The organism is Streptomyces sp. DSM 116793 (genome assembly GCF_057320905.1).
Genome location: NZ_CM170494.1, coordinates 4,080,812 through 4,103,700, shown reverse-complemented (window position 1 = coordinate 4,103,700; position 22,889 = coordinate 4,080,812). Strand labels below are relative to the sequence as shown.

Here is a 22,889-nt window from a genome sequence, read left to right as displayed (position 1 = left end):
GCGGTCCGGGCGGTCCGGGCGGTCCGGATGATCGGGCTGTGGGCTGGTCGCGGTGCTCGTTCTCCTGGTGTACGGGTCGTACTGACCGTATACGGGCGTACCGGGCGCACCGGCGCACGGCCCCGGGGTCAGGTCTTCCTCTTGAACGTGAACGACCATAGGCCGATCGGCCGGCTCGCGCTGCCCTCCAGGATGCTCACGGTGCTGGCGCCGCCCTGCGCACCGAACTGCGGGTTGAAGAACACGCTGCCCGGGATGGTGCGGTACGTCTTTCCGGTGGCGTCGGTGAGCGACCGGCCGTTCAGGAGGATCGTCCAGCCCTGGTCGGCGATGTCCGGATCCACCCCGAACCGGACCGTGGCGTCCGGGTCCACCCCGATGCTGTGGAAGTCCCGCTGCCTCAGACAGCGCTCGAGCTCCGCCGCCGGCACCTGCTTGCCGTCCCGGTAACAGGCCGCCTCCGTGTGCACCGAGTCCTGGCCGACGGTGACGGTGGCCAGCGGCGTCGGCTTGCCGCACCCGGAGAGCGCGAGCAGCGCGGCACAGACCGCGCCGGCCGCGGTGGCCGTCGTGGCGGGGCGGCGGGCGCGGGGCGTGCGGTGGGGGCGGCGCGTGCCGTGGGGGCCGCGGGTCAGGAGCGCGCTCTGGGTGCGGTGGACGCGGCTGGTGCGGTGGATCCGGTGGGGCTGGACGGTGCCGGGGCGCGGTTCCGCCGGGGGCGGGGAGGTCATGGGCGCAGGCTATCCGCCGGGTAGGCGGGGCGCGGGGTGCGGCGGCGGCGTGCCGTGCCGCGTGGTGGCGGGTCGTGCCGGGGCGGCGGCCGGGCGCCACGGGGGCCGCGGCCCGGTGTACCGAGCCAACCGGTTCAGACCACTCTCGTACGGCCCGGGGCACCGCCGTGCCGGGTCGCGGACAACAGCCCCCGTACGGTCGTCAGCCACCCGGTGGCCACCACGCCCGCGGCGACCGAGAGCCCCAGCGTGCCGTTGAGCGGCAGGGCGATGCCGACCGCGCCGCCGATCACCCACGCCATCTGCAACAGCGTCTCCGACCTGGCGAACGCGGACGTGCGCACCTCCTCCGGCACGTCCCGCTGGATCATCGCGTCCAGCGACAGCTTCGCCAGCGCCTGCGCGAACCCGGCGGTCGCGGCCAGGCACGCCACCAGCAGCGCACCGAACAGCGCGGCGGCGGTGACGGCCACCCCGGCCGCGACCGCGACCACCGTGACGACGATCACCTCGGGTGCCCGGGCCTTCAGCCAGGCGCCGACCGCCGTGCCCAGCGCGTTGCCCGCGCCCGCGCCGACGCCCGCCGCGCCCAGCGACACCGCGGCGCTCTGCCCCGCCAGCGGGTGCTCGCGGAGCAGGAACGCGAGGAAGAAGATGAGGAAGCCGGAGAGCCAGCGCAGCACCGCGTTGGCCGCCAGGGCGTGCGTCACCGCGGGGCCCACCGTGCGCAGCCCGGGGCGGCGGCCGCGCTCCCCGGGCCTCTCGTGTGCCTCGTGTTGCTCGCGGGCCTCGCGTTCCGCGCGGGCCGTGCGCGGGCCGTGCAGGTGTTCCTCGTCGGCCGCGAGGAGCGCCTTGTCCTCGCCCTTGCCGGAGTCGACCTTCGGCGGGAGCTGGAAGGAGAGCACGGTGCCCGCGATGAAGATCACACAGGCGCCGTAGAGGGGCCAGCGGGGGCCGATCAGGTGCAGGCCGGCGCCGATCGGGGCGGCGGCGCCGGTGGCGAGCAGGCCGCCGAGAGTCACCCGGGAGTTCGCCTTCACCAGCGAGAAGCGGGGCGGCAGCAGCCGCGGTACGACCGCGCTGCGCACCACTCCGTACGCCTTCGACGCGACGAGCACGCCCAGGGCGGCCGGGTACAGGGCCAGGGAGCCGGTGACGACCGCGTTCGAGAGCAGCAGGGCGAGGAGGACGCGGGCCAGCATCGCGGTGGCCATCGCGGCGCGGCGACCGTGCGGGATGCGGTCGAGGAGGGGGCCGATGACGGGGGCGAGGAGGGTGAAGGGGGCGAGGGTGACGGCCAGGTAGAGGGCGACGCGGCCGCGGGCCTCGTCGGTGGGGACGGAGAAGAAGACCGTCGAGGCGAGGGCGACGGTGATCATGACGTCGCCGGCGCCGTTGACGCTGTGCAGCTCGATGAGCTTGCCGAGGCCGGATTCGCCGGCGCCGTGGGCGTTGGTGGCCTTGCGGATGGTGCGGGCTGCGAGGGTGAGGGGGAAGTTCAGGGCGTGGGCCAGTGCCCGGACGGTCCGGCGCAGCGGGCCGGGTCCGCCGGCGGTCAGGGACGCCCGTGCGGCTGCCACTCCGTCATAGTGCCCCCAGATGCCTCCCACTAGCTCGCTTCGCACGCTGCACGCGGCACGTTTGGCGGTAGGCACCGCATGCCTCGGCGTCTACGTGCCCTGGCTTCGGTGACGCCGCGGCGGGTTCGTGGTGGTGCTTGGGGCTGGGGCGGGTGCGGGTTTCGTCGTGGCGGGTGCGCCTTGGGTTTCGTTGTGGGGCGGGGCCGCGGGGGGATCTCCTCCCCCACTGCCTTGAAGGCGTGGGAGGTGCCCCCACGGTCCGGCGCCCTCCGCACACTGGAGGGTTCTCTGGTCGTGGCGCCGGCCTCCCCCAGTGCCTTAAAGGCCTGGGAGGTACCCCCAGGGCGGACATCCCCCCACGTCCCCTCACCTCTCGTCGGCGACTGCGGACCAGTGGGCCCGCACCTTCCCACCTCGTGCGCCGCAGGCAGTCGTACCGCAGGACTGGGAGTACCTCCCAAGCCCTTGAGGCGCTGGGGGAGGGTGGGCACAGCCTGGCGTATAGCGCCGAACGGTGCCGGCCCGCACCGCCAGGGGCAGACGGGGAAGAGGGCCCACCAGCGGCAGACGGGGAAGGGGGAGGAACCCCCCGTGGAGGTGGTCCAAGGGGCCGGAGAACCCGGGGTCGGGGCTGGGGGAGAGTTTGTGTGGACGGGGCGGCGCGCGGCGTGGTCACCCGGGGGTGTGGGACCGTGGGCCCAGAAGAGGTAGCGTGCGTAACGCGCCCCGCGGCGGTCCACTCACCCCCGCGCCTGCGAGCATCCCGCAGAATGGAGGCAGCAGGCGCGCCCGAGGACGACCGGGCGCGGACGTCGACGCGGCCCCCCGGTCCGCTCCGTCCGCACCCTCGCCGACCGGAAGCGCACCCGTGAGACGGCGTAGGAGAGAAGCGATACCTGTGAGCGCAGCGACAACGCGAGGCCGTACCCCTGACCGTCTGTGCGCCGAGGCGGTCGGCCTTGCCAGGGCCGCGGCGGAGGAGGCCGCCGCCCCCGGTGCGGTCGGTGAGCACGTCGCCGCGGTGGGTGAGGGCGACCGCGTCGTCACGCACCTCTTCGAGTGCAACGAACCGGGCTACCGCGGCTGGCGGTGGGCCGTCACGGTCACCCGTGCCTCCCGCGCCAAGGTCGTCACGCTCGACGAGTCCGTGCTGCTGCCCGGCCCCGACGCCCTGCTCGCACCCGAGTGGGTGCCCTGGAGCGAACGGCTCCGCCCCGGCGACCTCGGCCCCGGCGACCTGCTCCCCACGGACGCCGACGACCTCCGGCTCGAACCGGGATTCTCCGGCGAGGACGTGCCGCCGCCGAACTCCGCCGTGTCGCACGAGATGGCCGACCTCGTCGAGGCCGAGGACGCCGAGGTCACCTCCGGCCCTCCGGCGAACCTCCCCACCGCGCCGTCCCGCGGCAGCATCGCCTCCGTCGCCGAGGAACTGGGCATGACCCGGCCGCGGGTGCTCTCCCGGTACGGGCTGCGGAAGGCGGCGGAGCGCTGGGAGGAGGCGTACGGGCCGCGGACGGCGATGGCGCAGGCGGCGCCCGCGTCCTGTGTGAGCTGTGGGTTCCTGGTGCCGGTCGCGGGGTCGTTGCGGCAGGCCTTCGGGATCTGTGCGAACGAGTACTCGCCGGCTGACGGGCATGTGGTGTCGTTGGCGTTCGGGTGTGGGGGGCATTCCGAGGCGGCGGTGATGCCGCGGGCTCCGCAGCCGGCGCCGCCGGTGATCGATGAGACGCGGGTGGACCCGCTTCCCCTTCGCCCCTCCGACGACTCGGGCTCCGTCGAGCCCGGCACCCCACCCGAAGACCTCGGCCACAGCTAGCCCCCCACGGCACCACGTTGTGCCGCCCGCCTCCAACCCCTCCCCCCGAGCGGCGGCGGCTCCCCATCCCGGGTGGTGGGCCTCTCCCGTTCCCCCTGCCCCTGGCGGCGCGGGCCGGTACGTTCAGGCGCGGTGGGCCGTGGGCTGTGCCCACCCTCCCCCAGGCCCTTAAGGCACTGGGGGAGGCCGGCGCCAAGACCAGCGAGCTCGAACGTCTACGGAGGGCGCCGGACCGTGGGGGCACCTCCCACGCCTTTAAGGCAGTGGGGGAGGAGATCCCCCCGCGGCCCCGCCCCACAACGAAACCCAAGGCGCACCGGCCACGAGGAAACCCGTACACGCCACACCCTCGCCCCACAGCGAAACCCGCACGCGCCATCGCGCCACGCGCCCTGACGAGGCAGAAGGCGCATTGGTGACCAGGCACCCGGTGACCAGGCACCCCCAGCCACCCACCCCCCCAGCCCCCACGCGGTACCTTCGGGCGGCGGCGTACCCTCGTCGTCCCGGTGAAGTGCAGGTTCGGTAACGAGGAGTGACCACCGTGAGCAAGTCCGTGCGGCCGGCCCCCGAAGGGGCGGACCCCTTCGGAACCGCGCGCCTGCGCCGCGGCGTCCTCGACGCCTGGCGCACCAGCCCCGCCCGCTTCCGCGAGGACGCCAACGCGGAAGAGGACCTCGCCCTGGGCGGCTACCGCGACCGTCTGATCGTGGAACTCGCCCAGAACGCCGCTGACGCCGCCGCCCGCGCCCGCACCCCGGGCCGCCTCAGCCTCACCCTGCACGACGACGTCCTGGTCGCCGCCAACACCGGCGCCCCCCTCGACGCGGCAGGCGTCGAATCCCTCTCCACCCTCCGCGCCTCGGCCAAGCGCGACGAGCCGGATACCCCGGACACCCCGGGCACCCCCGCCCCCGGCGCCCCCGGCACCCCCGGCACCGCCCACACCCCCGCCGAACCGGCCCCCGTAGGCCGGTTCGGCGTGGGCTTCGCCGCCGTCCTCGCCGTCAGCGACGAGCCCGCGATCGTCGGCCGCACCGGCGGCGTCCGCTGGTCGCTCGTCGAGGCCCGCGGGCTGGCCACCGAGATCGCCCGGGACAGCAGCGGTCTCCGCGACGAACTGCGCCGGCGCGAGGGGCACGTACCGCTGCTGCGGCTGCCGTTCCCGGCCGAGGGCACGGCCCCGGAGGGCTACGACACGGTCGTGATCCTGCCGCTGCGGGACGCCGCCGCCCGTGACCTCGTGGAGCGGCTGCTCGACGGCATCGACGCGGCCCTCCTCCTGACGCTCCCCGGCCTCACCGAGGTCGTCGTGGAGACCCCCGCAGGCACCCGCACCCTCCGCCGCCGCACCGCCCCGAGCGGCGAAGCCGCGCCGCCCGCCCCCGCCGCCGCCGAGCCCACCCCGACCCGCGAGCCCGCCCCCACCGGCGCGCCCACCCCGGCCCCCGAACCCCTCACCCTCATCGAGGACACCCGCGAGGGCACCACCCGCTGGCGCACCGCCCACGTCCACGGCGCGCTGGACAGGGAACTCCTCAAGGACCGCCCCATCGAGGAACGCCTCCGCCCGCACTGGTCGGTCACCTGGGCCGTCCCGGTGGACGACGACGGCGCCCCGCGCCGCCCGGGCACCGAGCCCGTGGTGCACGCGCCGACGCCGAGCGACGAACCCCTCGGCGTCCCCGCGCTGCTGATCGCCTCGCTGCCGCTGGACACCACGCGCCGGCACGTCGCCCCGGGCCCGCTCACCGACTTCCTGGTGGAGCGCGCAGCGGACACGTACGCCGCGCTGCTGGCCGCCTGGCGGCCGGTGAGCACGGGGCTGCTCGACCTGGTGCCCGGACCGCTCGGCAAGGGCGAGTTGGACGGTGCCCTGCGCCGGGCGATCCTGGAGCGGCTGCCCCGCACCCCGTTCCTGCCGCCGGCCCTGGCGACGACCGCCGCCGAACCGGGTCCGGTCTGGACCGACGACCTCGGCGACCTCGACCGGGGCGGCCCCGGCGAGGCCGGGACGGCCGCGCTGCGTCCGCGGGACGCCGAGGTGGTGGAGGGCGCGGGCGCCGAGACCGTACGGGTGCTGGCCGAGGTGCTGCCCAGCCTGCTGCCCGCGGGCCTGGAGCGCCGGGTGGAGCTGCGCACCCTGGGGGTCGCCCGGGTGCCGCTGACGGAGGCGATCGACCGGCTCGCCGGCCTGGAGCGCGAACCCGGCTGGTGGTGGCGGCTGTACGACAGCCTGGCGGGTGTGGACCCGGAGCGGCTGACCGGCCTGCCGGTCCCGCTGGCCGGCGGCGCCCCGCGCGGCGGCGAGGCGGAGGAGGACACCGGCGAGCAGGGCCCCGCGATGCCGCGCACCACCATCGGCCCCCGCCACGTCCTGCTCCCGCTGCCCTCGTCGGAGACGGCCGCCGAGCCCGCCGGTGCCACCGCCCGCACCGGCACGAGCGCCTCCGTTCCGTCCCCCACGGCCCTCGCCCGCCTCGGCCTGAAGGTCGCGCACCCCGACGCCGCCCACCCCCTCCTGGAGAAGCTCGGAGCGCTGCCCGCCTCGCCGCGTGCAGTGCTGACCACCCCGCAGGTGCGGGCCGCGGTGGCGGCGTCGCTGGACGACGAGCCGGACTGGTTCCCGGACGGCCCGGGCGGCGAGGAGACCCGCGGCCTGGACGCGGAGGAGCTGGCAGAGGTGGTGCTCGCGCTGGTGCGGGACGCGGGTCTTGAACCCGGCGACGAGCCCTGGCTCGGCGCCCTCGCGCTGCCGGACGAGGACGGCGAGCTGGCGCCCGCGGGCGAGCTGGTGGTGCCGGGCAGCCCGTTCGCGCAGGTGATGCGGGAGGGCGAACTGGCCGAGGTGGACGCCGAGCTGGCCGAGCGCTGGGGCACCCAGCCGCTCGCGGCGTGCGGTGCGCTGGCCGAATTCCAACTGGTGCGTGCCACCGACGTGGTCCTGGACCCGGACGACCTGGAGCCCCGCGAGGGCGACTACGCGGAGCCGGACGACGTCGGCCTGCTGGACGCCGTGGACGTCTGGTGCGAGGACGTGCTGGACCGGCTGCAGTTGTCATCGTCGCCGGGGAGCGGCGACGACGAGGGATGGTGGTCGGGCGGCGGGCGGACCTCCGTGCCGCCGGTGGCCACCGAGATCGTGGCGGTGCGGGACCTGGACCTGGTCGACGAGGACCGCTGGCCGCAGGCGCTGGCGATGCTGTCCCGGCCGCCGCTGCGGGACGCGCTGACGCAGCCGGTGCGGATCCTGCTGCCGGACGGCACCTCCGAGACCGTCCGCCCGTACACGGCGTGGTGGCTGCGCGGCCACCCGGTGCTGGACGGCCGCAGGCCCGCCGGGCTGCGCGCCGCCGGCGGCGATCCGCTGCTGGCCGGCCTGTACGACTCCGCGGACGCCACCGGTTTCGAGGACGAGCAGGTGCTGCGGGCCCTCGGGGTGCGCACCTCGGTGGCCGCGCTGCTCGACGAGCCGGGCGGCGCCGCCGAGCTGCTCGACCGGCTCGCCGACCCGGACCGCGAGGTCGGCGCCGCCCAGTTGCACGGCCTGTACGGGGCGCTGGCGGAGCTGGACCCGCAGCAGGTGACGCTGCCGGACGAGCTCCGGGCCGTGGAGAGTGCCGAGGGCGCCGGGGGCGGCGGCCGGGTGGTGGTCGTGGACGCCCGGGAGGCGCTGGTCGCGGACTCCCCGGACGTGCTGCCGCTGGCGGCGGGACGCCCGCTGCTGCCGGTGCCGCCCGCCGCGGCCGCGGACCTCGCGGAGCTGTTCCAGGTGCGGCGCCTCAGTGAGACCGTCCCGGGCGAGGTGCGGGGCGAGGGCGCCCGGCGCGAGGTGCCCGAGTCGGTGCGGGTGCTGCTGGGCGCGGGCACTCCCGGGTCGTACGTCGAGCACGAGGAACTGGTCGTGGACGGAGTCGAGCTGGACTGGTACCGCACCGAGGACGGCGAGGTGCACGCGGCGACGCTGGAGGGGGTCGCGGCGGGCCTGGCGTGGGCGGCCGGCGAGTGGCCGCGCCGCTTCGAGGTGGCGGCGCTGCTGGAGGATCCGTCCCGGACGGCGGAACTGGCCCGGGACCGCTGGTTCGACTGACCGCCCGCGCCGCCTCCGCGCGCCGGGCGGTGGCCGTGGAGAAGCGACGGAGAGTCGGTCACGGAGAATTCACCTCTTGTACAACCTCTCTCCCCCTTTGGGGGTCTGATCCCCTGAGTCAGCAGACTCCTGGATCACCCGGGCCCCGTGCGTGCCGTCCAACGGCACCCCGGGGTCCCCTCTCCACATGGGGAACACATGCGTATTCGCACCCTGGTGGCCGCCGCGACGATGTCGGGCGCCCTGGCTCTGACCGCGTTCGCCGTCCCCGCCGCGCAGGCCGCCGGTGGCACGGGCGCCCACGAGGCGTTCACCGCGCCGGACGCCGCCTCGCGGTTCGGCGACGCCCCGGCGAAGAAGGCGCCGCGCGCCGCGGTGAGCGCTGACGTCACCGAGCCGGTGGTCATGGACGTGCGCGTGCACGGTGGCGCCGACATCGTCCTGGGCACCACGGACAAGAAGACGATCAAGGTCGCGGTCACCGCCTCGCACCCCGCGGGCATCCGCGACGCCTATCTGGACCTGTGGCACGGCACCGACCTCGGCACCATCGACGGCCTGCTGCTGCCGAACGAGGACCAGGCCACCTGCACCGCCGTCGACGCCACCACGTCCACGTGCGTGCTGAGCTACACCATCGACCCGCGCTCCGACCTCTCCATGAACGCGCTCGCGGGCACCTGGCACGTGACGGTGGGCGCCCTCTCCCACGACAACCAGGTGTTCTGGGACGACTACTACACCACCCACCACGTCCAGCGGCTGTCCAAGCAGACGGTCAACGCCTCCCCGGAGCCGGTGAAGAAGGGCGCCGCCATCACCGTGACCGGCAAGCTCTCCCGTGCCAACTGGGAGGACCACGCCTACCACGGCTACACCGGACAGAAGGTGCAGTTGCAGTTCCGCAAGAAGGACTCCAGCACCTACAGCACCGTCAAGACGCTGACCACGGACGGCACCGGCGAGCTGAGGACCACGGTCACGGCGGCCACCGACGGGTACTGGCGCTACTCCTTCGCCGGCACCTCCACCACCCCGGCCGTGAAGGCCGCCGGTGACTTCGTCGACGTGAACTAGCCCTCAGACGGCCCCGCGTCGGCCGGCCTTGTGCCACACGATCTCCAGGCCGGCCGACGTCACCGCCGAGATGGCCACCGCCGCCCACGGCACCGCCATGCCCACCAGCTTCAGCCCGAAGAACTCCTGGAGGCCGGGCAGGGTCAGCACCAGCAGGAAGCACAGGCCCATGGCCAGCACCAGGCAGACCCGCCACCATGTGTAGGGGCGGGCGACGATCGCCAGCACCCACAGGGAGATCAGGAAGAGCGCGAGCGTGGCGGCGCTGGTCTCCGCGGCGAGGGCGCCGCTGCCCGTGTAGTAGTGCCGGGCCAGCATGTACGTGGCGAAGGTGGCCGCGCCCATGAGGATGCCGCCGGGGATCGCGTACCGCATCACGCGCCGCACGAACTGCGGCCGGGCCCGCTCCGTGTTGGGCGCGAGCGCCAGGAAGAACGCCGGGACGCCGATGGTGAGCGTGGACAGCAGCGTCAGGTGCCGCGGCAGGAACGGGTACTCGACCTGGAACAGCACCACCAGGATCGCGAGCAGCACCGAGTAGACCGTCTTGAGGATGAAGAGCGTGGCGACGCGCGTGATGTTGCCGATCACGCGGCGGCCCTCCGCGACCACCGCGGGCAGCATGGCGAAGGTGTTGTCGAGCAGCACCACCTGTGCCACGGCCTTCGTCGCCTCGGATCCCGAGCCCATGGAGACGCCGACGTCGGCGTCCTTCAGCGCCAGGACGTCGTTCACGCCGTCGCCGGTCATCGCCACGATGTGGCCGCGGGACTGGAGTGCCCTGACCATCTGCTGCTTCTGCCGCGGGGCTACCCGGCCGAAGACGGTGTGGGTCTCGACCGCCTCGGCCATGGCGTCGGGGTCGGCGGGCAGCGTCCGGGCGTCCAGGGCGCGCTCGGCGCCGGGCAGCCCCAGCTTGGCGGCGACCGCGCCGACCGAGACGGCGTTGTCGCCGGAGAGCACCTTCGCGTCCACCCGCTCGGCCGCGAAGTACCGCAGCGTGTCCGGGGCGTCCGGGCGCAGCCGCTGCTCCAGGACGACGAGGGCGGTGGGGCGGACGTCCGCGGTGACCTCCGGGTCGTCCAGGTCGCGGTCGCGGGCGGCGCGGGCGAGGAGCAGGACGCGAAGGCCCTGTTCGTTGAGGCGTGCGGTGGTGGACAGGTGGGGGTGGGTGGGCGGCAGCAGGACGTCGGGGGCGCCCAGCAGCCAGGTGCGGGGGGTGCCGGCTTCGTCGGTGCGGTCTGCGTCGTTGGTGTTTCCGCTTCCTCTTCCGTTTCCGCTTTCTCCCTCTCCTTCCCTGTCGTTTTCCAGGGTGGCCGCGCTGTAGCCGCGGGCTGAGGAGAACGGGAGAACCCGGGTGCCGGGGCCCGCGGGGCGGCGGCGTTCGCCGGCGAAGGCCTCGATGATGGCGCGCAGGCTGGCGTTCGGGCGGGGGTCGGTGTCGCCCAGCGCGGCGAGTACCGCGCGGACCTCCTTCTCGTCGCTGCCGTCCAGGGTGCGCAGCTCGGTGACGCTCATGCCGCCCTCGGTGAGGGTGCCGGTCTTGTCCAGGCAGACGGTGTCCACCCGGGCCAGGCTCTCGATGGCGGGCAGTTCCTGGATGAGGCAGCGGCGGCGGCCCAGCCGGATCACGCCGATCGCGAAGGCCACCGAGGTGAGCAGGACCAGGCCCTCCGGGACCATCGGGATGATGCCGCCGACGGCGCGTGCCACCGACATCTTGAGGTCGGTGTGGTGCGCCACGAGCTGGCTGATGGCCAGGGCGATCGCGGTCGGGATCATCATCCAGGTGACGTACTTGAGGATCACGGAGACGCCGCCGCGCAGCTCGGAGTGGACCAGCGTGAAGCGGGACGCCTCCTCGGTGAGCCGGGCCGCGTAGGCGTCGCGGCCGACCTTGGTCGCGGTGAACGCGCCGGTGCCGGCGACCACGAAGCTTCCGGAGAGCAGCTCGTCGCCGGGGCGCTTGGCGACGGGGTCCGGCTCGCCGGTGAGCAGGGACTCGTCGATCTCCAGGCCGTTCGTCTCCAGGCACGTGCCGTCCACGACGATCTTCTCGCCCGGGCCGGTCTCGATGACGTCGCCGAGGACGATCTCGGCGGTGGTGATGCGTTCGGCTCTGCCGTCCCTGCGGACGGTGGGCTTGGCCTCGCCGATGACGGCGAGGTTGTCCAGGGTCCTCTTGGCGCGCAGCTCCTGGACGATGCCGATGCCGGTGTTGGCGAGGATCACATAGCCGAAGAGGGTGTCCTGGACGGGGGCGACCGCGAGCATGATCAGCCAGAGGATGCCGATGATGGCGTTGAAGCGGGTGAAGACGTTGGCCCGGACGATGTCTGTGGTGGAGCGGCTGGAGCGGACGGGGACGTCGTTGGTCTCGCCGCGGGCGACGCGCTCGGCGACCTGGGCGGAGGTGAGGCCGCGGGTGCGGGGGGCGTCGGGGGGTGCGGGGGGTGTGGGAGGTCTGGGGGTGGGCCCTCCGCCCGGTTCGTTGGCCGCCATGCATCAGACGGTACGGGGGAGAGGGGGGTTTGTCCGTCTTCTATGAGTTTGTTGCGATCCGTCTTGTGTGGGCTTGTGGCGGTCCGGGGCCGTGGGCTTGTTGCGGTCCGGCTTCTACGGGGTCGTCGGGGGCTGGTCGGAGTCCGCGTGCTGCGCCGCTCGCCTTATCGCGGCGTCGCGGCGGCGGACGTACCAGATGCCGATGGTGCCGAGGGCGGCGCCGGTGAGGCAGGTCCACAGCCACCAGGTGTGGCCGTGGGAGTGGAACCAGTTGTAGAAGGGGAGCTGGGCGAGGAAGAGGACGAACCAGATGATCGTGCCGCCGGTGATGGTGGCGACGACGGGGCCTTCCAGGGGGGCGGGGGCTTCATGCCTGACCGGCTGCCGGAAGACGCTGGGAACTCCACGCATGCGGTCAGCTTACGGGGGCGGCGTTGTTGTGGCCGGTGCGCCTTGGGTTCGTGGTGGGGCGGGGGGCGGGAGGAACCCGGGCGTATCGGGCGGATGGCGGGACCGGGGCGGAGTCCCGGATGAGGGGTGTGGTGTATTCGTACCGCCAACGTCGGAGCCCACCCGAACCCGAAGGTCCCCGCATGCCGAACGCCGCCGAGGCCACCCCCCAGCCCCCGCGGGACGCGATCGACCGCTTCTTCAAGATCTCCGAGCGCGGCTCGACCTACGTGAGGGAGATCCGCGGCGGCTTCGCCACCTTCTTCGCGATGGCCTACATCATCGTCCTGAACCCGATCATCCTCAGCAGCGGAACGGACATCGAGGGCCACCACCTGGACAACGGCCAGCTCGTCACCGCGACCGCACTGACCGCCGCGTTCACCACGCTCCTGATGGGCGTCATCGGCAACGTCCCCATCGCCCTCGCCGCCGGCCTCGGCGTGAACACGGTCGTGGCGCTCCAGCTCGCCCCCCGGATGACCTGGCCGGACGCGATGGGCATGGTGGTGCTGGCCGGGTTCATCGTGATGATCCTGGTGGCCACGGGCCTGCGGGAGCGGGTGATGAACGCGGTCCCGCACGGCCTGCGCAAGGGCATCGCGATCGGCATCGGCCTGTTCATCCTGCTGATCGGCCTGGTCGACTCGGGCTTCGTCACCCGCATCCCGGACGCCGCCCACACCACCGTCCCGCTCCAGCTCGGCACCGACGGGCGGCTGCACGGCTGGCCGGTGCTGGTGTTCGCGCTGGGGGTGCTGCTCACGCTGGGGCTGCTGGTGCGCAGGGTGCCGGGGGCGATCCTGATCAGCATCATCGCCATGACGGTGCTCGCGGTGATCATCAACGCGGTGGGGCATGTGCCGTCCTGGGGCCTGACCACCCCGAAGTGGCCCGGCAACCCGGTGGCCAGCCCGGACTTCGGCCTGATCGGCAAGGTGAGCCTGTTCGGCGGCTTCCATCGGGTCGGCGTCGTGACCGGTGTGCTCTTCGTCTTCAGCGTCCTGCTGTCCAGCTTCTTCGACGCGATGGGCACGATCATGGGCATCAGCGACGAGGCCGGGCTCACGGACGCCCGGGACAACGTGCCGGGGATCAACCGGGTGCTCTTCGTGGACGGCATAGCCGTGGCGGCGGGCGGGGCGTCGTCCTCGTCGGCCACCACCTGTTTCGTGGAGTCCACGGCCGGGGTCGGCGAGGGCGCGCGCACCGGCTTCGCCAACCTGGTCACGGGCGGTCTGTTCGTGCTCGCCCTCTTCCTGACGCCGCTGGCCACCATGGTGCCCTCGCAGGCGGCCACCCCCGCCCTGGTGACCGTGGGCTTCCTGATCTTCGCGGGATCGATCCGCGAGATCGACTGGAGCGACTGGACGATCGCCATCCCGGCGTTCGTGACGATGCTCCTGATGCCGTTCACCTACTCGATCACCAACGGCATCGGGATGGGGTTCATCACATTCGCGGCGCTGCGGCTGGTGGCGGGGCGGTGGCGCGAGGTGCCGGTCCCGATGTACGTGGTCGCCGCGATCTTCGCCTTCTACTACCTCATGCCCGCGCTCGGACTCGTCTGACGCCGGCCGTCGGTCTGACGCCGGCCGTCGCCCTCAGGCGCCTGAGACGCCGTAGAACCGCTGTGTCTCCTCGACGGCGGCGCTGAACCGTTCGTCGAAGTCGTCGCGGACGAGCATCTGGATGACGTAGTCCTGCACGGTCACCCCCCTTCTGGCGGCGTGCTTCCGCAGACGGTCGAGGAGCTGGTCGTCTATCCGCAGGCTCAGCACGTTGGTCCCCATGGGCACGAGGGTCCCGGGGGTGGGCCGTGGTTTGTAGCACTTTCCGGCCTCTCATCACTCGTATGGGTGAGATGGGGGTTCCTGTGCAGGTCCGGTGGGCATTTGGCGCTGGGTGACGCGCGTCATGGTGGTACTTAGCCAGAGTAATGAGTTATGCTAAAGACCATGCCGGATCTTTCCCTGGGCGAGGACGCCGACGCGGTGAACGCACTGCGTTCCGCGGTCATGCGCCTGTCGCGTCGACTCAAGCACCAGCGGGTCGACGAGTCGCTGAGCCCCACCGAGATGTCGGTGCTCGGCACCCTGGCCCGGTGTGGCACGGCCACACCGGGTGAGCTAGCCCGAAAGGAGCATGTGCAGCCGCCGTCGATGACCCGCATCGTGGCGCTGCTGGAGGCCAAGGGCCTGGTCCGTCTGGAGCCGCATCCCGAGGACCGCCGCCAGAAGGTCGTCACGCAGACCGAGCGTGCGGAGGCCATGCTGGAGGAGAGCCGCCGGCGACGGAACGCCTGGCTCGCGGAGCTGGCGGCCGGCCTCGACGAGGAGGACTGGGCGAAGCTGCGCGTCGCCGCCCCGGTACTGGAGAAGCTGGCCCAACTCTGATCCGCCCGCCCATGAGCCCCCGCCCACCCCCGGGGACCACACCCGACCACGGCACGCCAGGCGTGCCCCCGCGCCAAGGAGGCGAACCCCTTTGAGTACGGGATCCGGAGCAGATTCCGCCCCCGCACCGATACCCGACCCCACCCACCACCCCCAGACCCCACACCCCGCCCGGTCCGCCGCGGCGGCCGGGGCGACCCCGGCATCCCCGGCCGCGAGCGCCGCCCCGCACCCAGGCGCCGCCCCGCACCCAGGCACCGCCCCGCACCCAGGCACCGCCCCGCACCCAGGCACCGCCCCGCACCCAGGCACCGCCCCGGACGCGGACACCGCCCCGCGGGAGAGCGCCGACGACTCGGCGCACTGTCAGCGGCCCGCGGCCCCGGCCGACGACGCCGCGGACTCCCCGGCCGCCCCCGCCGCGGCCGTGCCGCGGGCCACCGCCCAGGGCGCCGGCACCCGGGGCGCCCTCGCACCCGGCGCCGGTTCCGTCGCCGTCGGCGGCCCCAAGGACCCCGGCAAGCCCGCCGGCCGCCGCGACGGGATGTTCTCCTCGCTGCGGATCCGCAACTACCGGCTCTTCGCGTCCGGCGCCGTCATCTCCAACACCGGCACCTGGATGTCCCGCATCACCCAGGACTGGCTGGTCCTCAGCCTGACGGGTTCGTCCGCGGCAGTGGGCATCACCACCGCGATGCAGTTCCTGCCGATGCTGCTCTTCGGCCTGTACGGCGGCCTCATCGCCGACCGCTTCGCCAAGCGGAAGCTGCTGTTCTGCACCCAGAGCGCGATGAGCCTCAGCGGCCTGCTGCTGGCCGCGCTCACCCTCAGCGGCGTCGTGCAGGTCTGGCATGTGTACCTGGCCGCGTTCTGGACGGGCCTCGTCACGGTCGTCGACAACCCCACCCGGCAGACCTTCGTCTCCGAGATGGTCGGCCCCGACCGGGTCCGCAACGCCGTCAGCCTGAACTCCGCGAACTTCCAGTCCGCCCGCCTCGTCGGCCCCGCCGTCGCCAGCGCGCTCACCGCCGCAGTCGGCCCCGGCTGGGCGTTCCTCGCCAACGGCCTCTCCTTCCTCGCGCCGCTCACCGGGCTGCTGCTGATGCGCACGAGCGAGCTGCACGAGATCCAGCCCACCCCGCGCGGCAAGGGCCAGCTCCGCGAGGGCCTGAAGTACGTCACCGGGCACCCCGAGCTGATCTGGCCGATCGTCCTGATCGGCTTCGTCGGCACGTTCGCGTTCAACTTCCCCATCTGGCTCAGCGCCTACGCCAACGACATCTTCCACGGCGGCGTGGGGATGTACGGGCTCTTCAACATCCTGATGGCGTCCGGCTCCCTGATCGGCGCCCTGCTCGCCGCGCGGCGCCGCAGCACCCGGCAGCGGATGCTGATCGCCTGCGGGCTCACCCTGGGCGTCCTGGAGGCGGTGGCGTCCTGGGCGCCGTCGTACTGGATGTTCGTGGTGCTGGTGGTGCCGGTCGGCATCGTCGGCATGACCACCAACGTCACCGCGAACTCCTCCGTGCAGATGGCCACGGACCCGGAGATGCGGGGCCGGGTGATGAGCCTGTTCATGATGGTCTTCACCGGCGGCACTCCGCTCGGCGGCCCGCTCTTCGGCTGGCTCGCCGACTCCTACGGCGTCCGCGTCAGCTTCTGCGTCGGCGGGCTGGTCTGCGCCGCCGCGGCGGTCGTCGTCGGCTTCATGCTCGTGCGCGCGGCCAACCTCCGCCTCAAGGTCGACCTGCGCCCGGGGCGGCGGCACGTCCAGTTCGTGCCGCGCGGGGAGCTGGCGACGGCGGCGTAGGGCTGGGGTGGATCGTCGCGGCCGGGCAGCTCGGCTATCCGCGTGGGCGCTGCCCCTGATACGCCGGAGCGAGTGCGTGCCGCGGCGTCAGCACAGGGTGCCGGCCTTGACCGCGGAGACGAACGCCGACCATGCGGTCGGCCCGAATATGGCGGCTGGGCCGTGGGGGTTCTTGCTGTCGCGAACGGGTACGCCGGTGGGGTGGTCGTCAAGGACCTCGACGCAGCTAGCCCCGATGTTGTCGCTGTAGGACGACTTGCGCCAGATGTCCAGTACCTCCAGGCAGTCGCCTCCCACGTTGTCGCTGTAAGACGACTTGCGCCAGCCGGTCAGCCTGCTGGCTTCCGGAATCGTGTGGTCACTCATGGTCTCCGTATTCCTTCGCTGTCGCCTTGAGTAGGGTGATGGACTCCTTTAAGGGCAGCGCATCACTCAGTACGAGAGCGTAGGAGTGTTGGAGCCGCTGCACCATGGAAGGTGAGTCGATCATCTTGCCCATGCCGATGCCCTCGGTGTAAGCCACCGGTGGCTGATCCTCAAACCACATCAGCTTCAGCATTCCCTGCGTCAGTGTGTGTTCCCCCAAACCGAACGGCAGGATGTGTACCCGCACCCTTCCGCCTTCGGCCAGGCGCACGACGTGCATGAGCTGGGCTGCCATGACATCGGGTCCGCCTGCTGGGCGGCGAAGCACCGCCTCGTCCAACAGCGCCCAGAATACGGGCGTCACAGGGTCTGAAAGGATCTTCGCGCGTTCCAGCCGTGATACGACGAGCCTGTCACACTCATCTTCGCTCCACGGGGGGAACGCGGTCCGCATCAAGGCCCTTGCGTACCCCTCGGTTTGCAGGAGGCCCGGCACCAGCATCGACGCGAAATCGTGGATGATGGTCGCCTGCTGTTCCAGGTCGCGTGCCGTCGCGAAGTGGTCGGCGATTGCCGAATCGTCCTCCGGCAGAAAACTGCTCAGCACATCCCCGGTACCCAGCGCCTGATCGAGGCGCCGCGCGTCCTCGCGGGACGGAATCCGGCGTCCCGCCTCGATGTGCGCGATGTGCGAGCGCGTCATGAACGCCGCGTCGGCCAGCTCCTGCTGTGTCATGCCCGCCGCCTCGCGCTGCGCCTTCAGCCATGCCCCGTAGGTATTGCCCACCGTCAATCCCCCTGTGACAGAACCAAGGTCACCGTCGACCTGCTGGCGAGCGTAACCCGCACCGCCCCACTCTGTGAGCGAATCGCTACACAAAGGAACCGTCCCAGCTCACCGACGCCACAAGGAGTTGCCGTGGACTCTCAACCCCCCACCCCGGACTGGCCGGACGAGGCGCGGCTGCTGCCGTGGCGGCGGCCCGACGGCGGGCCCTGCTACCTCGTGGGCGACGGCACCGGGCGCGTGTCGCGGCTCGCCGACAGCATCGAGGCGATCCAGCTCGGCATGGCGGAGGAACTTCTCCGGCACGCCGACGACATGGTCGCCGACCGGAGGGTCACGTTCGCGCAGGTGCTCTTCCTCGCCACCCGCCTGGCCGAGGCGCTGCGGGACGTGATCCGGATCGCCGAGAGCAGGGGAGCCCGCCTGACGACGGCGTGCGGCGCAGGCGGCTCCGGTGGCGCGGGCGCGGGCGGGGCGGCAGCCGGGTCGGATGAGTGAACTCCCAGCGGCGCCACGCGCCCGTGCCGGGGCGCGGACACCTCCGCGTGAAAGGCAGTCCGTTGCCCAAACTGACCATGCTCCGCAGCGCACGCGCACGCTCCCTCTCCGTGAGGGTCCCGTCCCGTCCCGTCCCGTCCCGTCCCGTCCCGTCCCGGCCCGGCCCGTCCCGGCCCGTCCCGTCCCGGCCCGTCCCGGCCCGTCCCGTCCCGTCCCGGCCCGTCCCGTCCCGGCCCGTCCCGGTCTGCCTCGGCCCACCCGGTGGGGCGTGGGGGCGGACCGGGGCGCACGCCGTGGCGCAGGTGTGAGCCGCGGAGCCGTCTGGGCCCCGGGCCGCTCAGGCCAGGCCGGCACCCGGCTCGTCCGGACCAGGCCGGCGCACGGTCCTTCCAGGCCGGGCCGGCCCCCGGGCCGTTCAGACCAGGCCGCGGGCCGCCGCCTCGAAGCCCGCCTGGAAACGGGTCCGGGCGCCCAGCCTGGCCAGCACGGCGGCGATGCGGCGGGTGGCCGTGCGGGTGCTGAGGCCCAGTTGGTGGGCGATGGCCTGGTCCTTGAGGCCCGCCTTGAGCATGCCGAGCAGGACCACCTCCTCGTGGCTGAACCCCTGAGCCCGAGACGCCTCCGGCGACGCCTGCCCGAGCGGCTCGGCCCGTTCCCAGTACGCCTCGTACAGCTCCACCAGCGCGTCGAGCAGGCCCGACGGGTGGACGACGGCCAGGCTGTCGTAGACACCCCCGACGAGCGACACCAGGGCGACGCGCTTGTCGATGATGTGCAGCTTGAACGGCAGGGTGGGCAGCATCCGGCACTGCTCACCCTCGGCGGCCAGGCCCAGCAGTGTCTCGAACCGGCCGGGGCGCTCCATGGACTCGGGGCAGTAGATGGAGCGGACCTCGATGCCCCGGGCCAGCCAGGCCCGGGTGACGGCGCGCTCGTCGTCGTTGCTGTGCTGCGCCCCGTCCGTCCGGCCCAGGTAGGGCGGTCTGTCCAGTGCCCATATGTGGCTGCTCGCGGACCGGTTCAGCTCCTCGACACGGGCCATGACGACGTCACGTCCCGACAGCACCTCCACCAGGTTGCCGGGGTCGGCGCGCAACTGGCCCGCCCGGTAGGCGTCGGCGATGGTGTCGACCTCGGCGCGGGCCGCGCTGAACGCCGCCTCCGCCTCCAGCCGGCGCCTGCTCAGCAGCGGCAGCAGCGCCGTTTGGGGGTTCACCGCCTGGTAGGTGCCGGGGTGGGTCCTGCGCAGCAGCCCGAGGGCGGTCAGGCGGGAGAGGCAGCCCCGGACGCGGCCCGGTGTCAGGCCGCTGGCCTCGGCCACTTGGCGGGGCGTCAGGTCGTCGCCTTCGAGGAACAGGCGGTAGACGCGTTCGTCGGACGGAGTAATCCCCAGGGCCGTCAGCACGACTTGTCCTCCGCATCACCCATGGCGGGCCTCCCCGATCACCGAGGGGCCTCCCGCGGCGTGGCGATCTCCGCCAGTTGACCAAGAACGCCAGTCAGAGTATCTGGACAGCTTTCCGTGGCGCGATGTTCACTTTCCACGCTGCGACGAGGAGGCCGTGGCGTCCCCCCACCAGCCTGCTCCCTCCCGTCCTTTCCTTCCCTTTCCTTCCCCCGGCTTCCGTTCCCCCGCTCCCCCCTGCCCTCGCCGTCGGTCCTCCATCGCCGGGCGGGGCGCGGTGCCGTCGAGCGGCCGGGGCGCGCGGCCGGGCCATGCCCAAGAGGAGGACCGTGTGACGTCGACGTCACGAAGAAGATCCTTTGGACCCGCTGGCAGAGTTCCGGCCCGGGGGGCGGTGGCAGCGGCCGCCGTCCTGGTCACGCTGTCGGCGGGCGTGCCCGCCGAGGCGGCCGGGGGCCCGCCGCGGCCGGTGCCGGCCGCCGGCCACCTCGCCGCCGGCCGCTATGTCGTCACCCTCGCGGACGCGCCCGTGGCGTCGTACCGGGGCGGTGTCGACGGGATACCCGCCACCGCGCCGGCCCACGGCGCGAAGGTGGACACCACGGGCGCCGACGCGCGCCGCTACCGCGCCTACCTCACCGGCCGGCAGAGCCAGGTCGCCGCGTCCGTCGGGGCGAAGATCGGCAAGCGGTACTCCGTGGCGACCGACGGCTTCACCGCAAAGCTGACGGCGGAACAGGTGGTCCGCCTCGCCCACCGGAAGGGCGTGCTGTCGGTCGCCCCGGACCGGCTGAACAAGATCGCCGACGACACGCGGTCCACCGACCTCCTCGGCCTGTCGGGACGGCACGGCCTGTGGTCCGCGCTCGGCGGCACCGCCGAGGCCGGCCGGGGTGTGGTGATCGGCGACATCGACACCGGCATCTGGCCGGAGAGCGCGTCGTTCGCCGCGCCCGCGCTGGGGACCGCGCCGCCCACCGCGAAGGACCCGTACCGGCCCTACCGCAAGGGCTCGTCCATCGTGATGCGCAAGGCCGACGGCGGCACGTTCACCGGAACGTGCCAGACCGGCGAGAAGTTCACGGCGGACCTCTGCAACACGAAGATCGTGGGTGTCCGGTACTTCGGCGACACCTGGCTGTCGGCCTACCCGCCCGACAAGCGTGCCGACTACGTCTCCGCACGGGACGGCGAGGGCCACGGCACCCACACGGCGTCCACGGCCGCGGGCGACGCCGACGTGGACGCCACCGTGAACGGCACCGACTTCGGGAAGGTCAGCGGCGTGGCCCCCGCCGCGAAGATCGCCGTCTACAAGGCGCTCTGGACCGACACGAGCGGCAATGCGGGCGGGTACGACTCCGACATCGTCGCCGCCGTCGACCAGGCGGTCGCCGACGGCGTCGACGTGATCAACTACTCGGTCGGCTCCACCCTTGAGACCGCGCTCGACTCACCGGTCCAGCAGGCCTTCCAGGCCGCCGCCGCGGCCGGTGTCTTCATCTCCACGGCGGCCGGCAACGCCGGCCCCGACGCCGCGAGCCTGGACAACACCGCCCCCTGGACCACCACGGTGGCCGCCAGCACCATCAAGCCCCTGGAGGCGACCGTACGGCTCGGCGACGGGCGCGACTTCACCGGCGTCAGCACCAGCGTTTCGGCGCAGGTGGGCCCGGAGCGGCTGGTCCTCGCCGAGGACGTCAAGAACGCGGACGCCACCACCGCCGACGCCGCGCTCTGCCAGGCCGGCACCCTCGACCCGGCGAAGGCGGCGGGCACCATCGTGGTGTGCGACCGCGGTGTCAACGCCCGGGCGAGCAAGTCGCTGGAGGTGGCCCGCGCGGGTGGCGTCGGCATGGTGCTCGTGAACACCCAGGACCTCGACACCGACGGGGACACGCACGCCGTGCCCACCGTGCACCTGAACACGCCCGACGCGACCACGGTCCGGGACTACGCGGGCACGGCCGGCGCCACCGCCAGCCTGGTGCCCGGCGGCTCCTCGGGCGAGCCCTACCCGCAGATCGCGGCGTTCTCCTCCCGGGGCCCCTCGACGCAGAACAAGGGCGACCTCATCAAGCCGGACATCGCCGCGCCCGGCGTGGGCATACTCGCCGCGGTGGCGCCGCCGACGCAGAACCGCCTCGGGTACCCCTTCGACTTCATGTCCGGCACGTCCATGGCCGCCCCGCACATCTCCGGCCTGGCCGCGCTCTACCTGGGACTGCACCCCACCTGGTCGCCGATGGCCGTCAAGTCGGCCATGATGACGACCGCGGTGGACACCAGGACCGCCACCGGCGCCGCGAACACCGACGTGTTCGCGCAGGGCTCCGGTGAGGTCGACCCGGCCCGGATGCTCGACCCGGGCCTGGTGTACGACTCGTCCCGCACGGACTGGCTGGCCTACGAGGAGGGCCAGGGCATCGACACCGGCTCCGGTGTGAAGGCCGCCGACCCCAGCGACCTCAACTACCCCTCCATCGCCATCGGACAGCTCCTCGGCCGGCAGACGGTGACCCGGACCCTCACCGCCGAGCGCCCCGGGACGTTCCGCGCCTCCGTCGACCTGCCCGGGATCCGGGCGACGGTCACGCCGGCCACCCTGCACTTCACCCGGGCCGGCCAGACCGCCGAGGTCGGCATCACCTTCGAGCAGACCACCGCGGCCTCCGGCAAGCTGGTCACCGGCTCGCTCACCTGGACGGGCCCCGGCCGCACCGTGGTGCGCAGCCCCATCGCGGTCACCCCGCTGACCCTGCTCGCCCCGGACCGGGTGACCGGCAGCGGCGCGGACTCCGGCACGTCGTTCCAGGTGACCCCGGGCAACCTGGACCTGACCATCACCGGCTACGGCCCCGTGTCGGGCCCGCGGGTCACGGCGGAGCTCTCCGCGTCCGGCACCTCGGAGCGGGACTTCCGGATCACCGCGCCCGCGGGTACGAAGGCGGGCGAGTTCTTCGCCACGACCGACGACCCGGAGGGCAAGGTGACCATGCTGGTCGCGCGTGATCCCGGCGCCGGGCAGCCGCTGGAGCTCGTCGGGGACATCACGCCCGACGCCCACCAGGCGCGGGTCAGCGTGCCCGACCTGCCTCCGGGCGACTACCTGGCCATCGTCGTCGACCTGGGCGACGCTCCGGGGACCACGGCCACGCCGTTCACCTTCCAGGCGAACCTCGTGGGTGCCGGCTCCACGCCGTCCGGGACGCTCACGGTCTCGCCGACCGCGCCGCCCCGGGCACCCGGTGTGCCGCTGACGGTCACGGCGTCGTGGACGGGCGTCGACACGTCGAGCCCCGCCACGGCGTACATCGGCTATCCGAACGGGGCCGGGACGTTGTTGTCCATCGGGTGAGGCTCGCGCCGCTCCCCGCG

Annotated in this window: 16 protein-coding genes; 8 read left to right on the top strand and 8 right to left on the bottom strand. The window is 73.2% G+C overall.

Annotation, left to right across the window (positions count from 1 at the left end; translation table 11 throughout):
• Nucleotides 1-128: 128 nt before the first annotated feature.
• Entirely contained in the window at nucleotides 129-731 is a 603-nt protein-coding gene (locus tag ACSMXW_RS15800) for a DUF2771 domain-containing protein (protein WP_485807099.1), read from the bottom strand.
• 134 nt (nucleotides 732-865) lie between these two features.
• Complete coding sequence (locus ACSMXW_RS15795) at nucleotides 866-2,311, bottom strand: MFS transporter (RefSeq protein ID WP_485807097.1); 1,446 nt, start codon at nucleotides 2,309-2,311, stop codon at nucleotides 866-868.
• 898 nt (nucleotides 2,312-3,209) lie between these two features.
• Between ACSMXW_RS15795 and ACSMXW_RS15790 the strand changes: the two genes are divergently transcribed.
• The 3 genes from ACSMXW_RS15790 (at nucleotide 3,210) to ACSMXW_RS15780 (ending at nucleotide 9,297) form a co-directional block, all read left to right on the top strand.
• On the top strand, nucleotides 3,210-4,130 hold the full coding sequence (locus tag ACSMXW_RS15790) for a DUF3027 domain-containing protein (RefSeq protein WP_485807095.1): 921 nt from the start codon (nucleotides 3,210-3,212) through the stop codon (nucleotides 4,128-4,130).
• 544 nt (nucleotides 4,131-4,674) lie between these two features.
• On the top strand, nucleotides 4,675-8,220 hold the full coding sequence (locus ACSMXW_RS15785; protein WP_485807093.1) for a sacsin N-terminal ATP-binding-like domain-containing protein: 3,546 nt from the start codon (nucleotides 4,675-4,677) through the stop codon (nucleotides 8,218-8,220).
• Between the two features lie 198 nt (nucleotides 8,221-8,418).
• A complete protein-coding gene (locus tag ACSMXW_RS15780; protein ID WP_485807091.1) occupies nucleotides 8,419-9,297 on the top strand; it encodes a calcium-binding protein in 879 nt (292 codons plus the stop codon).
• A 3-nt stretch (nucleotides 9,298-9,300) separates the two neighbouring features.
• Here the strand turns inward: ACSMXW_RS15780 and ACSMXW_RS15775 are convergent, their stop codons facing one another.
• Together ACSMXW_RS15775 and ACSMXW_RS15770 are read right to left on the bottom strand one after the other, a co-directional pair.
• Complete coding sequence (locus ACSMXW_RS15775) at nucleotides 9,301-11,799, bottom strand: cation-translocating P-type ATPase (RefSeq protein WP_485807089.1); 2,499 nt, start codon at nucleotides 11,797-11,799, stop codon at nucleotides 9,301-9,303.
• 114 nt (nucleotides 11,800-11,913) lie between these two features.
• A complete protein-coding gene (locus ACSMXW_RS15770) occupies nucleotides 11,914-12,210 on the bottom strand; it encodes a DUF2530 domain-containing protein (RefSeq protein ID WP_485807087.1) in 297 nt (98 codons plus the stop codon).
• Nucleotides 12,211-12,392: 182 nt separating this feature from the next.
• Between ACSMXW_RS15770 and ACSMXW_RS15765 the strand changes: the two genes are divergently transcribed.
• Nucleotides 12,393-13,820, top strand: a complete 1,428-nt coding sequence (locus tag ACSMXW_RS15765) for an NCS2 family permease (protein ID WP_485807085.1) — start codon at nucleotides 12,393-12,395, stop codon at nucleotides 13,818-13,820.
• Between the two features lie 33 nt (nucleotides 13,821-13,853).
• Here the strand turns inward: ACSMXW_RS15765 and ACSMXW_RS15760 are convergent, their stop codons facing one another.
• Nucleotides 13,854-14,042, bottom strand: a complete 189-nt coding sequence (locus ACSMXW_RS15760) for a ribbon-helix-helix protein, CopG family (protein ID WP_485807083.1) — start codon at nucleotides 14,040-14,042, stop codon at nucleotides 13,854-13,856.
• Nucleotides 14,043-14,207: 165 nt separating this feature from the next.
• Here ACSMXW_RS15760 and ACSMXW_RS15755 point away from each other — a divergent pair, with 165 nt between their 5' ends.
• Together ACSMXW_RS15755 and ACSMXW_RS15750 are read left to right on the top strand one after the other, a co-directional pair.
• Nucleotides 14,208-14,645: a MarR family winged helix-turn-helix transcriptional regulator gene (locus tag ACSMXW_RS15755; protein WP_485807081.1), complete on the top strand. Its 438-nt coding sequence runs from the start codon at nucleotides 14,208-14,210 to the stop codon at nucleotides 14,643-14,645.
• Between the two features lie 544 nt (nucleotides 14,646-15,189).
• Nucleotides 15,190-16,455, top strand: coding sequence for an MFS transporter (locus ACSMXW_RS15750; RefSeq protein ID WP_485808066.1), 1,266 nt, complete (start codon nucleotides 15,190-15,192; stop codon nucleotides 16,453-16,455).
• An 87-nt stretch (nucleotides 16,456-16,542) separates the two neighbouring features.
• Here ACSMXW_RS15750 and ACSMXW_RS15745 read toward each other — a convergent pair whose 3' ends face one another.
• Both ACSMXW_RS15745 and ACSMXW_RS15740 read right to left on the bottom strand, forming a co-directional pair.
• Complete coding sequence (locus ACSMXW_RS15745; protein ID WP_485807079.1) at nucleotides 16,543-16,821, bottom strand: DUF397 domain-containing protein; 279 nt, start codon at nucleotides 16,819-16,821, stop codon at nucleotides 16,543-16,545.
• Entirely contained in the window at nucleotides 16,814-17,608 is a 795-nt protein-coding gene (locus ACSMXW_RS15740) for a helix-turn-helix domain-containing protein (RefSeq protein ID WP_485807077.1), read from the bottom strand. The genes ACSMXW_RS15745 and ACSMXW_RS15740 overlap by 8 nt, the downstream gene beginning before the upstream one ends.
• A gap of 132 nt (nucleotides 17,609-17,740) precedes the next feature.
• On the opposite strand from ACSMXW_RS15740, the gene ACSMXW_RS15735 reads away from it, so the two are divergent.
• Nucleotides 17,741-18,106, top strand: coding sequence for a hypothetical protein (locus tag ACSMXW_RS15735; RefSeq protein ID WP_485807075.1), 366 nt, complete (start codon nucleotides 17,741-17,743; stop codon nucleotides 18,104-18,106).
• Between the two features lie 415 nt (nucleotides 18,107-18,521).
• Here ACSMXW_RS15735 and ACSMXW_RS15730 read toward each other — a convergent pair whose 3' ends face one another.
• The gene (locus ACSMXW_RS15730) at nucleotides 18,522-19,511 is read right to left on the bottom strand and encodes a winged helix-turn-helix transcriptional regulator (protein WP_485807073.1); all 990 of its coding nucleotides are present in this window, start codon (nucleotides 19,509-19,511) and stop codon (nucleotides 18,522-18,524) included.
• Between the two features lie 394 nt (nucleotides 19,512-19,905).
• Between ACSMXW_RS15730 and ACSMXW_RS15725 the strand changes: the two genes are divergently transcribed.
• On the top strand, nucleotides 19,906-22,869 hold the full coding sequence (locus ACSMXW_RS15725) for a S8 family serine peptidase (protein ID WP_485807071.1): 2,964 nt from the start codon (nucleotides 19,906-19,908) through the stop codon (nucleotides 22,867-22,869).
• Nucleotides 22,870-22,889 lie beyond the last annotated feature (20 nt).